Origin of the sequence: Rhodococcus sp. NCIMB 12038 (assembly GCF_002165735.1) — a bacterium.
GTDB lineage: Bacteria > Actinomycetota > Actinomycetes > Mycobacteriales > Mycobacteriaceae > Rhodococcus_F.
In genome coordinates this window covers 243,384-256,619 of sequence record NZ_NHML01000002.1, presented here as the reverse complement: position 1 = coordinate 256,619, position 13,236 = coordinate 243,384, and the positions used below count along the sequence as shown (strand labels likewise).

The following is a 13,236-nucleotide window of genomic DNA, read 5'->3' as shown; positions in this document are numbered from 1 at the left end:
AGCGCCGGGTCTGACGCGACTGCTCCCGACCCCGAAACCGTCTCAACTCAATACCGGCACCGACCCGACACGCTTTGGGTGATCGACCCCGCTCAATCGGCTTCTGCAGCATCTCGAACAAACCGGAACCCGAGAGTGACCGCGGTTGAGGTAGCGACGAAGGGTTGCGCGAGCGCACCCCTGAATTCCGAAGACGCCATCGCGTACATCGCGATCGCTCCCAGCCGCGGTGGCCGTACGGACGACCCTTCAGTAGCCGCACAAAAGCTTACTGCAACTCTGATTCATGCAAAATGCCCCCTACAAATCGTCAGGAACTATCGTTGTTACAACGGCTCAAGTAACCACTGGTGGGTGCGGAGAAGCGCTGGAAAGAAAATTCTCTCATTACCGAACCAAAAACCACTGTGCCCCTCAAGCTGAAGATCAAGTTTAATTTCGAGGTCGATGGTCAATGGATTATTCACGTCAAGCTGAAATTCGACCCGTGGCATCGGCATATTCCCAGGCAGGTCTGCAGCCCTACGATCATTACTTCCCGCCAGGAAGATCAAGTTCCTTGCCTCCGTACTGGAGATCGCAATCCCGCCGCCAGGCCCACCTCGGACTGTCTGTGTGGCAACCAACCAACACTTCGACCAGTCATCCCCCCATGTCCATCCAGTCCAGCCGAGCACGCTACCCATTAGGTCTATGGTCGGAGACGACCGGTAACGTCCAGCGCCTGTCGTTGGCATGCGGTTCGGCTCTAAACCGAACTGAGCGAGAATACGGAAGGATCCCTTCCAGAGGTCTCCGCTGTGATGGACCATTTGGCCGTCGAGATTCAGACCTTCACCATCTCTCCAATATCCATCTGTACCTGGTAGCGGCCACCAATTTGTCCTTCCCCACCACAGCTGCCCAATACCTGTCGCGTTCAGAAAGTGCCAGGTTGAGAAGTCGTATGTTGTCGATTCTTGTCGATCCGGCATCTTTGGAAGATTGGGCCATTCACGCTCGATGGCTTCGAACTCGTCCGCCAGGCCGAGTTTGGCGAAGACTGCCGCAGTTACATCCCTGCGCCGAGTGGATCGATGGCTAGCGTCTAGCTCAACCGCATTCGCGTCGCCTGGTTGATGGATTTCCTCGAAGCGTCGCTGCGCATGGTCTATCGCCCTAACCAGGTCGGCATCGGGTGCCCGGTATCCGACCTGCTCAGCCGTGATGCAGCCTCGCGCCTGATGACTATTGACATTCGTCCACTCAGTTTTCATATTTCACCTTCCAGGTGTCATGCGATCCGAGTTACATGGACACCGCGCCTTGAATCGCGGCGCCGCTCTGGACTGTGGATGCGATCGGACGGGCACCCGCCTGGCCTCCCTGCGGATGGTTGATCGATCCCGGACCAGAGCTTCAGCCCCACACGGCTGTCTTCTAACACTCGCCCTTCGTGTCTGGATCAAGACCAGCCAGCAGCTCGTTGCGCTACCAGTGATTTACTGATGAAATGCGATCACCCCAACCGAGGGCGTGTATATTGGCGTACTTGTTCTGAGGCTCCCCGCCAGGGATTGTTAGAGTACTTCCTTTGAAATTGATGTGCTCATAGTAGGTCACCGCGTTCGCGGTTGCCGTCATTGAACTAATCTTGTCATTCCAGTCGTCACTCGAGAAAATTCCCTTATCACGTTCTACTTTTAGCAGATTGGAATATCCCCAGCCTTGGGCCAGCCAGAACCAGTCGCCTGAAAAGTTAATATCCGAGAACATTTTCAAGCTACGATACGGAACCTCCCATGGCTTGGGTTCCGGTTCAGGCGCTCCTCCTGATCCACCGCCACCATCTGGACAGGGACCCAACACATATATCCAGGAGCCGGTGGTCGGGTCGTACACCATCCTCGGCGGGCAACCGCCAGTGAATTGGATGGTCGCGTCGGAGGTCAATCGAAGCGCTGAGGCGTAGACGTGACTCGTCAGGGCTGACTTGATTCCAGCGCCATCGGTGCTCGCGGTGAGGGCAACCCCATCTTTCCCCGACGTCGCGATGTAATGGAGTGGCTGACCGTTGAACCGGGCTACATCACGTGGTTCGTACTCCACGCCATCAATAGTCAACCCAACCTGAGGGGGCCTGTGTTTGATCAGAGAATTCTCCTCGACCGTTGTAAAAGAATTGGCGAGTGCTCGCGACGAGGGTACGAGGTTCCCCGTTTCCCCGTCAGAAAGTCGCGATTTGATAACGTATTCAACATAGTCAGGGAGGGAAGTAATTCCCTGAATAGAAAGTCGCTGAAGCGCTTCCTCTTTAGCCTCATCGAGTTTCATAGATCCTGGATGAACCATGCTACTGTCCCCTTCTGTTCGGGTTCTACGCGCATTTCAGCTCGTCAGTAGTAGAAATTCTGCGAGCTATCCGCCAAGCGCTGGGAGCAAACATGCCCTTGTCTAGTCTTCTCTGCTGTCGTAGCAATGTCACCGTTGGTTAGCATGTCTATTCTTTTGTTCGTTGGCCGAACCATACGGAGACCCCACATAAAAGCGGATTCGGGCAGATGTTTCTTCAATTGCCCCACCAAAACCCACTGAGTGTCCGATTTCTGCAAAATTCCGGGCGTCATCAGCGGGTTTTGCGACCCTCTTAAATCCTCAGGTCGGTCTCTTGCATCCTTCGGTACTCCTCCAATGTGGGAGGCCCCGCTCGATGTTGGGTGGACGCCATAAAACCGGGCAGACCAACCTGGACGCCAATTTCACAATCGCCGAGTGCGGCTCGCGGATGTTAGGGCTCAAGCCAGAGGCGACTTCGCTGGCCCACTCAATCTCGTCATCCAACGGGCCGACATCGGCTCAACCCTCCAAATCTCCGCATGTTCGGGGGCGGCCTGTCGCTCTTCGGCGGGAGTGAATCGACGATGCTCGCCGGATCATCCGTCTTGAGGTTGGTTGGGTCGTGAATTGCCGGCGGTGGCACGTGCTGGGGAAGGTCGAGGAGTCGTTGATGCCCAAGGGGTTTCGTCACCGGGGGTTTTCTTCTTCATGTCCGTGGCCAAGATGCCCATTTCCATCTCCTGGCCGTCAAACCGTGCACACGGCTTAGCGACGCCATTCACTGGCGGTCGGTTTCGCCCACCGGCGCTGATGCACCCTGCGCGGTGCCTGCCAGTTCCGGCCGCCGAACCGAACCGTGTTCCAGCACGGCCGCGCGCGCGAAAATGTGTCTCGCAGCGTTAGGACACGCGGTCTCATCTATGTGCGCTCCCCGACAGCAGACATCAACGAGTGAAATCCGCACCGAAACAGCGGCCAGGTCCATCCATTTTGGCGACCGAACAACACTGGGGGCAAGGTGTATACCTGTTCACGTTTGGACCTATGTGGCGGTCAGCCTCCGAGCTGGACGCTGGATATGCGCGCGTCGTAATCGCCATGAGTCACGGTCACCTTATGACCGGTGATGATCGACTCCCGGAGAAGGGTAATCCACATGCTGTGGGTAACCCGTTCAGCCGCCGTGGGCGGTTGCCCCATCCAAAGGGCGTACCCTTCGCTCACCCCGTTCACATCCCGAACCGACGTGAAGCCAGCGTCCTCGGTGACCAATACGCATATGACAGTGCCTGTCCGTTGTGCCATACCAATGTCCTCCCTACCTCAGGTAGTTAAAGCTTCTTTCGGATCTATCGCTGCAACAACCGAATCAAATGTCTGGCGACTCGGAGATCGCCAAGTACTCGCATGTCCCCCATGCCAAAGGCCTCCATGGGGGAGATTGCTCCGGCTACCAATCGGTGCCAGGTTTCGTCAGTCGCGAGTATCTCCAGGTCGGGCCCGTGAATCCGCTCGTCAGTGACCGCGCACGTATGCTCGCCAAGCTCCAGTGACCACGAGCGCGAGGTAGCCTCTGACCCATCGTTCCGCTGGACGCCCAGATGCACCCGTGCATGTACGCCTGAGCTGCGGATGGTGTCTGCAAGCCGCTCAACGGCTTGGAGTAGGTCGCCGTCCGGGGAGTCGGTCAGCGGCGGAAGAGGAGATAGGAAGTCCGCGAGGGCCTGGTTTCCACGGAGCCGTTCGGTGATCTGAGAGAACTCGCTTTGATCATTCATTACTGTCCCGTTCGGAGTGGGCGATGCGGGTGAGGGTTTCTTCAATAGCGGCTGCGCGCTCGAACTGAAATCTCGTAGGGGATGAGGGAATCGCCAAGAAGAGTGAGGAGATCAGCGCACTGTGAGACTGGGCGGGGTCTTTTGGACCGACACGGCCGCGATCACCAGCGAATCCTCTTTGCTCAAGCATGATCGCCGGGCAACTATCAAGACTCGGGTCCCCAGTCAGACGAGGAGTTCGGCGGGCGTCCTCGACCAACCCCGCCGTCTGGCAGTATCCAGCGATGAACCATAGCTCGAATTCCTTAACCTAACTCATCATCATGTGTAGGATTGCTGTCAGCCAGTCGTCCTCGCCAATCAGTCGTGCGTCACGCACGGCGGCTGCGGCATCGATGCGCCCGAATCCAAAGAACTCGCTGAATTGTGGGCCCGCATATCCGGGATCGGTCGAAATCTGTCCCGCTCGGTCACGCCACCGGCCGATGGGGTCGGTGTTGTTCTGGTCGATTTTGATCGCCGTGTCGTATAAGATATTTCGCGCTTCGTCCCACCGAAGTCGCGGAGCTGCTGACAGCATCAACGCTCCGATGCCGGCGCACACCGGGGTCGCGTACGAGGTGCCGCCGAAGTTGCTCTGGTAGGACCGAGGGCCAGAGACGATCGCGGTTCCGGCGCCGTGCGCGTTCCGCAACGCCGGGGTCACCGCGAGCTGGTTCAGGACAGCGTTCACCGCAGTGATTGGTCTGCCTTCGGTGTGTGCGGCCCCCGGAGTGCCGATCATCAGCGCCTGGCCTGCGGCCATGCCAGCTACCGTCGCGAGGGTTAGCGTCGTCGCGCCCGCTGCGACCGCAACGGTCAGCGTGGTCCGCCGGTCGGGCCGCCCTGGGATAGCCTCTCCGTCAGGAGCAGCCTGGATGGTGGCCGCATGGGCGCCGTAGCTCGTCGGTGGGTTATGGAAGCCTGACCAGTCGTCGCTCGGAGCGCAGAAGTCGACTGTCGAGCCGAAGCTGCTGTACCCCGCCTTGGTCTCCGTCGCCCCATCGTTGGCGAGCGTCGAAGCCGCTACGCAGAAACATCGTTCGTACATACCCCATGGACGATCAAACGTGACGTCGAGGTCGCTGTTGTCGTTACCCGCAGAGAAGAAGAGCAGGATCCCCCCGCCCCCGCGCCCACTGTCGGTGAGCGCGTCGAAGGTGTTGCTCATCAGCCCCGAGATCGGGCTGCCGATGCTGGCACCGAAGCTGTTGGAGATGACGTCCGCACCCGGTGTGATCTGCGCGGGGAACCCCGGTTTCGAGCTGTTGGCGTCCAGGCCCGCGGTCCACAGGTACATCTCTGAGTAGTCCAGATCCGAGCCGCCGCGGCGAACTCCGATTAGCCGGCAGTTACCCGCCACCCCGGCGATACCCTCGTTGACCCCCACGACGTTGGACGAGTTGTTGGTCCTGGCGGTGGCTGCGCTCGCGCAGGCGGTCCCGTGGTCACTGGGGAGGCTGCTCATGTTCGCGACCATGTTGGCGAAGTCGAACACGTGGTAGAGCTTGGGTTGGCCGTTCGAGAGGTTGCCGGTGAACTCGGGATGTGTTGCGTCCACACCGCTGTCGACGACGGCGATGATCACGTCGGGGCTGCCGAACGTGCGGTTCGAGTCGAGGTCGCGCAGCTCCTGCCACGCGTCGGGCGTGTTGATGATCGAGTGGTCCCACTGCTGGGGAAAAAGGAAGTCCGTAGGGACGATCGAGTCCTCCTCGACCGTATGGATGAGGTCAGGTTCGGCGAATACCACGTCGTCTTCGTCTGCGAGCGCGTTGCTGGCGTCGAGGACCGCGTAGGACGCCAGGCCGGCGAAGCGCAGGCGATAAACGCGACCCAACGCGTGGATCCGCCCGTCTGGAGTCAGCCCGTGGCGGGCAGCGATGGTCGCGACGCGCTCGTCGTCCACGCCCTCTACGAAGCGTGCGATGACCGTGTTGGTCAGAAATGACGCATTGTTGTCAAACAGCTTGACGATAGCGCCCGCTCGCTCGACCCCATCAGTTTGCCCCAACTCGTCCAGTAGCGCCTCGGCGCCGCGCGTATGATCGCCTGTCGTACCCACCACCGCGATCCCGCTTCGTGCGAAATTGACATGCGAGCGGACCATCTCCGCCCCAATACTCCTGGCGATCCCATCCGCCGAAGCTGCCAGGTCTTCCTCGCTCCGCTCACCGGGATTACGCAACAGGACGCCGACCGCGTCGTCCACGGGTTCGAACGGAACCCGCACCGTTCCGCGATAGTAGAACGGCATCCCCGGTTGACCGAGCACGAACAGCTCAACATGGTCCGGCCGGTCGCCGGTCACCGATCGCTCATCACCGGCAAATCCCGGCGCTTCGATTCGGATAAGAAGCTCGGCGCCGTCGTCGCGCTCGATTCTGATCCGACCCCGCTCATCGGTGCTGCCGGAAAGAATTGTGCGGCCTTCACGTTCCGCGGTCACCTGCGCTTGCTGGACCGGTTGATAGTCGAAGCTCGTGACCTGTATGGACAGATCGGCGAATGCGCCCATGACGTAATGCTCCCGACGTTCTTGAGGCGCGTAGGGCTGCATAGGCCGGTCGCCCTGTCGACTCGGATTTTGGTTCTGCTGTCAGTCGGTTTCTGTGTACCTAACGATTGTTCGTCCGGGACGAGTCGCTTGCTGTACCGGGTCCGACAAAAACTGCATCCGCTGCGTCCATCGATGCCAGCCAGTTCAGCTCGTTGTTGCCATTTCTGCTGCTGTGCCGATACTGGCTTTACACACAGACGGGTTGGTCTGTTTCCATCCTCTTCTATGGCGGCACGAATGTCACCGACGGTTAGCGCATCTAAATGTCCGTTGTTCACGAAGCATCGAGAATGTCACAGCTGATCTCAATGGCGAGAACGCGGACGCTGGTGGATGGTCGTCGCCGTCGCAGGGGACAACTCCCGTTCACAGGCCTGGATCGATCGGGAGTTCTTCGAGGCACTCATCGATGCCATTCAGACGAAGCCCGGCATAATGCCCGACGCCTTTGATGGAACTCCGGCCGCCCGACGCCTTTGATGGAACTCCGGCCGTCGATCGCTGCCGGATCCGCGCCCGTCCGTAGTAGCCAGCAATGAGGTTCGTTGATCGCCAGCTGCCAATGGAGCCCTTGCACTGGCGACCGGCTGAACCCGCCAATTACCGTTCGCCACCGCGGTGGCGGCGAGACCGGCACATACGCCCCCGCTAGCCACCTTCACAGGGGCGGCGTATCCCATCGACAGGCGTGTCGCACTCGCAATGCCAGTACCGAAGTGACCCGGCAGCGGTGGTCCCCGCAGTCGGCGCACGAACTCCGCTTCGGATTTCGAGGCGGTCACGCACAGCGCGGACGCGGCGCGCGAGAAGTTTCCGGTCCAACTCACTCGCGCCTTCACGCTCGGCACGCTGCTTCTCGGCACGGTGGTAGCCGCGCTCACCGGAGTTGGTTTCCCGGGAGGCGATCACGGCAAGGCCGTGCTGTCGTTCGAGTTTGGCGACGATCTCACTTGCCTGTCTCTTCGACCGCCCCAAGTTGACTTCGTGCCGTCTTTACGCACGGCGGAGGCCGCGATGTGGTTGTGATCGTTGCCGCTGCTGGAGACATCGTGACGGGCAGCCACCCAGCTGGCTGGGGAGCGGCCGGACTGGCTGCCATGAACTGCTGGGCGATCTCGCCCGCTTGTCGTCGGTGAGCTGCCCCTCGTCGACGTGCAGCGACACCGAGCAGTGCCACACGTTCGCGTCCCGCCACAGGTTGACCGGGTCGCGGACCTTCTTGCCGTGCGTTCCGGACGTCATCGCCGTTGGAGTCCGGAGATAGTTCGGCTCCCGGACTCCTGTCGGTTGACGCGCCTGCCGTCACATCCTCGAGACCACATCGGGTGAGGTCTCGAGGATTTGTCAGTGAGGTCTCGAGACGGCTTGTCGGTGCGCGCGGGAGTGCTCGGAAGGAATCACAAATTCGTCACAGTGCGGCGGCGTGTCGCTTACCGCCTCGAGTATTTCTGTCGCAATAATCGTCTCAGCGCAGCCACAGGCGGCTGTGTTGAGAATTCGGGGGCAGCTGAAAGGAGTTCGCGATGGCAACGGCAGGAAGGCCGAGTAAGGGTCCACGCACGACCGTCACCTCACGCGTCCCCACCGATGTGTACGAGATCCTCGAGGGCCAGCGGCGCGCAGCCGGCGTTCGCTCGGTGAGTCAGTACGTCGCAGATCTCCTCGCCGTTTACGCCGGTCGCACCGACCTGATTCGGGAGCTCGATACGAAGGCGCTGCAGGAGGTGCCTGTGGCCTGATGTAGCGGAGCTTCCCGCCGGGCCCATGCCCCCGCATGGTCCTGACTGCATACACCAGCAACACCACCACCAGCTCGACAAAGAAAAATCCCTCGCACCTGCTGCGAACAGAAGCGAGGGTTTTCGATTGAGTTTTGTGTTGAGAGCCAAGCGACCAACTTGATTCTCGGGTGTTGCGTTTCCCCGAAGGGACTGTCTTGAGGGACAGGTCTGAGGGTACACCAACGTGCCCTGACACTGCTTTTGATCGCTCCGGCGAGTCGCAGCCTGACGTCGTGTGGCGATACCTCGCCCCGCTGATGGCCGCGCGCCGCTCCATGCGCCTGGCCGCGCCCGGGGATAACGGCAAGTTCGCCACCTCACGCACGCTGACCCGCCGGTTACCCGGCGCACCGGCCGCTGTACCGCTGTACAACCAGCACGGCCGCACCGTGCTGTTGGCGCTCGACTTCGACGTGGGCACCCACGGCGTCGCCCAGGTCGACACGGACGTCGAGCGTGTCTTGTCCTGGCTGCACGAATGCGGCGGCCGCGCAGTCACCGACCGATCCACCAGCGGCGGCCGGCATGTGCTCGTGCCACTTCCCACCGACACACCGCTTCGGGTCGACGATCTCCGCGTCCTGCTGGCGCTGCTCGAAGAGCGGCTACCCACTTTCGACAAGTCCCCCATGCTCGGCAGTTCGCACGGTTGTGTGAGCGTCCCGGGGTCGCTGTGCCGCGGTGATGGCCATAGGCAGCTCGACGGCAGTCTCGCGGCCGCGGTCGAGGCGTTCACGCTCCGATCCGACCGGGGGCTCGTCGCCCGCCTGGTCGCCCTGCTCGGCGGCGCAGGTGCACGGCACCCTCGTCATCGCACCGCGGTCGCGGTCGTGGAGACCTCGCTGGCCTGTGAAGAACGGCTCGTCGGCGTCGGTGACGCCCGGCGCCTGCATCCCCGCTACTGCCGCACCACACCGATCCCGGCCGACGTAGACACGTTCGCGCGCACCGGCGTGATCACGGACTCCTCCCGCTGGCCCACGCCGTCCGAGGCCCGGCAGTCGGTGATCTGCCACGCGGTCCTGCGCGGCTCCGCCGCCACCGATATCGAGGTTGCGCTCGGAACTATGCCCTATGCGGGCCTGCGCAACGCGTACGCCCGCTACGGCTCCCCCACAGCCATCGCTGACGCCCTGCGCAGGGACGTTGCCAAGGCGCTGATCTGGGCCGCGAACGTGGCCCCCCAATTCCGTGAACTCACGCACGAGAACAGGCACACAGGGGGGCGGGGGGGAGGGAAGGTTAGGGAAACTACCGAGTTCCGTCACGAACGAACTCGTCTCTGCTGGCTTGCCAAGTCACAGGAATGGATTGATCGGGAGTTCCTGAGCTCGCGTCAACGGCCCATCCTGCTGGCCGTGGTACAGGCTCTCGCCTACAGCTCTGCGCTGGCAGGCGAGCTCGTCGAGGGTGTGCCCGTGGTGGCCGTCGGAGGGCGCAGTCTGTCGCACGCGGCAGGGCTGATGTCGGAGTCCACGGTGTGGGCTGCGTTGCGCCTGCTCCGGGACACGCCGGGGTCACCGGTACTGCGGGTCGCGCGCGGCGCGGGACAGCTCGCAGACCGGTACGCCCTGACCACACCTGCCGGCGCGTCAGAGCCCGACGAGGTTGCTCTCGGACGAGCTCACGTCGAGCCCGTCCACCAGGCATGGAGCGTGCTCGGGCTACGCGGCAGGACCCTCTACGACCTGGTCCGCAGCGGCCGGGTGACCACTGCGGCGGACGCGTTCGCGGCCGCGCAGCTGGGCCAGTCGGCCGGCTACGCGATCTTGACCGACCTGCGGGTGGCGGGGCTGATCACCCTGGACAAAGGCTCCCTGTCCGTCGGTCACCGGACCCTGGACGACGTCGCCGACGATGCGGGCCTCGAGGTCGTCGCGGCGGAACGCGTTGCCCGGCATCGCGCTGAGCGCCTGCTCTGGCACACATGGCTCGAGTGCCGGTTCGGGCCGCCGCCGACCGATCGCGACACTGTAGATCAGCGAGACGCCGCGCTGGCGGCCGCGATCGCATCCTCCCCCGTGCTCGACGTGCAGGATTCCGAGCTGATCTGGGCCGCGACGATGGCCGCAGGCCCACCGCCGGTGGATCCGGCGGACCTGGACCGGAACCAGGACCTCGAGGCGTTCGATCTGCTCAGCGACATACTCGGGGCGGTGCTCGTCCACGAACCGAGCTGATCGAGGCATAAGACGGTGCCGGCGAAGCCCACACCGGGCGAGGCGCGATCGTCGCGGCCACCTGCCGCCGACACCGACCGAGGAGCAGACCCGCTAATGCTGACCATCACCACCGGACTTCCCGGTGCCGGTAAGACGACCTTTGCACGTGCGTGGGTGGCAACCGATCCACAACGCCGCGCCCGCGTGAACCGTGACGACCTGCGGGCAATGCTGTTCGACGCCCACGGAGTGCTCGACCCCGAGCAGGAGGACGCAGTGACGGCCATCGAGCGCGCGGCCGTGGCGAACCTCTTGGGGGTCGGAATGGACGTCATCGTCGACGCCACCCACCTCACCGACGCCAGGCGCGCGGTGTGGACCGAGCTGGCTGCGGTAATGGGCCACGACGTCGTCACCCACGTCATCGACACCCCAGTCGAGGAGTGCATCCGCCGCGACGCGGCGCGCGGGGCGGCCGGCGGACGCTGCGTCGGCGCCGACGTCATCACCGCACTCGACGAGAAGCGGCGTCTCGCCGCGCTCGACCGCGGATGACCGCCAGGCAGCAACAGACCGACTCGACCCCTGGAGGCACCCTGTGAGCATCGTCCTTGACCTGCCGGAATCCGGCGGAAGCAATGTCGTCGGAAATCAGCTCTGGGTACTCGACGACTCGGCCGCACCATCCGCCATCGAAGCCGACCGATTCCTCGCCGACGGCGCTGTGCGTATCCACCGGTTGCTCGGCTGCGATCTCGACCAGGGTGCTCCCCATCATCCCGACGACGTCGAGGCCGCGGGATTGGCACTGGTCGCCGCTGCGCGCGCTGCCCGCGCCGACCATCAGGCTGCACAGGGATCCCCGGAGAAGCGCGGGCGAAGCCACCCGCACGAGACGGAAGTCGATGACCGGTGACAACCGAGACGACGAATACGACCGTGGGGCCGAAGAATCCCGCGTACATCCTGGCCTACAACGTGTTGCTGAGCGGCGTTGTAGGCCAGGTCGAGGGCCTGCACACCAAGGCGATCGAGGTCGCGACCGAGCAAGAGTTCTGCGTGGGATGCAACGGCGACTGGCCGTGCGAGACCCGACGGGTCCTGATGGAGTTCCGCGGGGAGGTCGCGGACCTCCAACGACGAGGAGTGCTGACGTGACCCGGCGAACCCATCGCCCATGAGGTGACCAGCGCCATCGACCACAGAATCCGCACTCTGTCTCCCCGGCAGGTGCGGGTTCTGTGTTTTCGCCCGGCTCAGGCATCCTGCGCCGCGCTGCAGCGCCTCCTGTGCGGTGTCGGCGAGGTTGGCGGAGCCAACGTCGGACAGGTGGTCGACCCGACCACTCGACGACCGGAGGCACCAGTGACCACCCCGATCTTCATGAATGTCAACACTTCCGCGCCCACACCCAAGGTGGTCATGAGCTACGGCATGGGCGAGGACAGCACCGCTATCCTCTTGCGCTGGCTCGAGGACCCGACGTCCCGCGACTTCGACCTCACGGATTTGGCGGTCGTGACCGCGATGACGGGCGACGAGTGGGAATCGACTCGTACCGTGGTCGAGGCGCACATCCTGCCGCGCATGGCCGCCGCCGGCGTCCGATTCATCCAAGCCGCCCGCTCGCGGCGGCACGTCACCAAGGCCGGCGACGGTGTCGTCGTCCTCAGCGACTCACGCGCCCCCACCCGTCTGCACCTCGAGGGTGACTACACTCTGTGGCGGGAGATGGCGGAAGCAGGCACGATCCCCCAAAGTGGCGGTGCCAGAACATGTTCCGTGCATTCCAAAGGTGACGTGCTCGATCCGATCATCGCCAAGATCACGCGCGGCCACAGCTACCGCCATGTCCTCGGGTTCGAGGCAGGTGAACTCCGGCGCGCCGCCAAGGACGAGACCTACAACACCGCGTCCCGCACAGGGGAGTACCCGCTCATCGAGTGGGAGTGGTACCGCGACGACGCCATCGACTACACCCGCTCGATCATCGGCACCAGCCCCGGCCGCTCGGCGTGCTTCTACTGCCCGTTCTCTCTCGGGAACAAGGCCTCTCGCGCACACATGCTCACCCGGTACGCCGCGGAGCCGGCGATCGCCGCACGCACGCTGCTCATGGAGCATCTCGCGCTGGCCCTGAACCCGGCGCAAGGGCTGATCGGCGGCAAGCGCCTGATCGACCTCATCCGCACCGAGGCCATGACCGGTGTCCTGGACGCCTGGGAGGACCTGCTCGGCAGCCAACGTCACGCCATCTACGAGGTTCGCCGGATCATCTCCGCCCGGGGCGGCGACCCTGACGTGGCCGGCAACGTCCAGCGATCGCTCCGGCTCCGATGCACAGGCACTCGGGAGATGCTGCAGGACGTTCTCGACCGCCTGGCGGCCGATGGAGCGGCCAAGGGAGTCACCGCCGCTATCACCGGTGACGACGGGATCATGCGGCTCTATCAGCACCAACGCGCCGCGACCTTCCCGACGATCGAACGCTTCTTCGTCGTCGCACCCGCGCTGGCACCCACCAAGGAGAGGGCCGGGTTCGACGAACGCTGGGCCGCATTCGTCAACGACACAGGCCCGGCTGCGGCGGCCTGACCCAG

General features: G+C 63.1%; 11 protein-coding genes. 6 read left to right on the top strand and 5 right to left on the bottom strand.

Features of this window, described 5'->3' with window-relative positions; translation table 11 throughout:
- Positions 1-326: 326 nt before the first annotated feature.
- The 5 genes from CA951_RS42680 to CA951_RS42670 all read right to left on the bottom strand — a co-directional run bounded on the left by CA951_RS42680 (position 327) and on the right by CA951_RS42670 (position 7,935).
- Positions 327-1,256, bottom strand: a complete 930-nt coding sequence (locus CA951_RS42680) for a hypothetical protein (protein ID WP_143543001.1) — start codon at positions 1,254-1,256, stop codon at positions 327-329.
- A gap of 214 nt (positions 1,257-1,470) precedes the next feature.
- Positions 1,471-2,313 (bottom strand): hypothetical protein, encoded by an 843-nt coding sequence (locus tag CA951_RS42675; protein ID WP_143543000.1) that lies wholly within the window; start codon positions 2,311-2,313, stop codon positions 1,471-1,473.
- A gap of 1,352 nt (positions 2,314-3,665) precedes the next feature.
- Positions 3,666-4,094, bottom strand: coding sequence for an SCP2 sterol-binding domain-containing protein (locus CA951_RS45040; RefSeq protein WP_087555528.1), 429 nt, complete (start codon positions 4,092-4,094; stop codon positions 3,666-3,668).
- Positions 4,095-4,404: 310 nt separating this feature from the next.
- Positions 4,405-6,651 carry a S8 family serine peptidase gene (locus CA951_RS03430; protein WP_179220100.1) on the bottom strand — a complete coding sequence of 749 codons (2,247 nt, stop codon included), beginning with the start codon at positions 6,649-6,651 and terminating at the stop codon, positions 4,405-4,407.
- A gap of 1,035 nt (positions 6,652-7,686) precedes the next feature.
- Entirely contained in the window at positions 7,687-7,935 is a 249-nt protein-coding gene (locus CA951_RS42670; RefSeq protein ID WP_143542999.1) for a hypothetical protein, read from the bottom strand.
- Between the two features lie 281 nt (positions 7,936-8,216).
- On the opposite strand from CA951_RS42670, the gene CA951_RS42665 reads away from it, so the two are divergent.
- The 6 genes from CA951_RS42665 to CA951_RS03405 all read left to right on the top strand — a co-directional run bounded on the left by CA951_RS42665 (position 8,217) and on the right by CA951_RS03405 (position 13,231).
- Complete coding sequence (locus tag CA951_RS42665) at positions 8,217-8,432, top strand: toxin-antitoxin system (RefSeq protein ID WP_143542998.1); 216 nt, start codon at positions 8,217-8,219, stop codon at positions 8,430-8,432.
- Between the two features lie 275 nt (positions 8,433-8,707).
- The gene (locus CA951_RS03425) at positions 8,708-10,654 is read left to right on the top strand and encodes a hypothetical protein (protein ID WP_087555526.1); all 1,947 of its coding nucleotides are present in this window, start codon (positions 8,708-8,710) and stop codon (positions 10,652-10,654) included.
- A 96-nt stretch (positions 10,655-10,750) separates the two neighbouring features.
- On the top strand, positions 10,751-11,191 hold the full coding sequence (locus CA951_RS03420; RefSeq protein WP_087555525.1) for an AAA family ATPase: 441 nt from the start codon (positions 10,751-10,753) through the stop codon (positions 11,189-11,191).
- A 43-nt stretch (positions 11,192-11,234) separates the two neighbouring features.
- On the top strand, positions 11,235-11,552 hold the full coding sequence (locus CA951_RS03415; protein WP_087555524.1) for a hypothetical protein: 318 nt from the start codon (positions 11,235-11,237) through the stop codon (positions 11,550-11,552).
- Entirely contained in the window at positions 11,549-11,794 is a 246-nt protein-coding gene (locus CA951_RS03410) for a hypothetical protein (RefSeq protein ID WP_087555523.1), read from the top strand. The genes CA951_RS03415 and CA951_RS03410 overlap by 4 nt, the downstream gene beginning before the upstream one ends.
- A 207-nt stretch (positions 11,795-12,001) precedes the next feature.
- Positions 12,002-13,231, top strand: a complete 1,230-nt coding sequence (locus CA951_RS03405; protein ID WP_256973278.1) for a hypothetical protein — start codon at positions 12,002-12,004, stop codon at positions 13,229-13,231.
- Positions 13,232-13,236 lie beyond the last annotated feature (5 nt).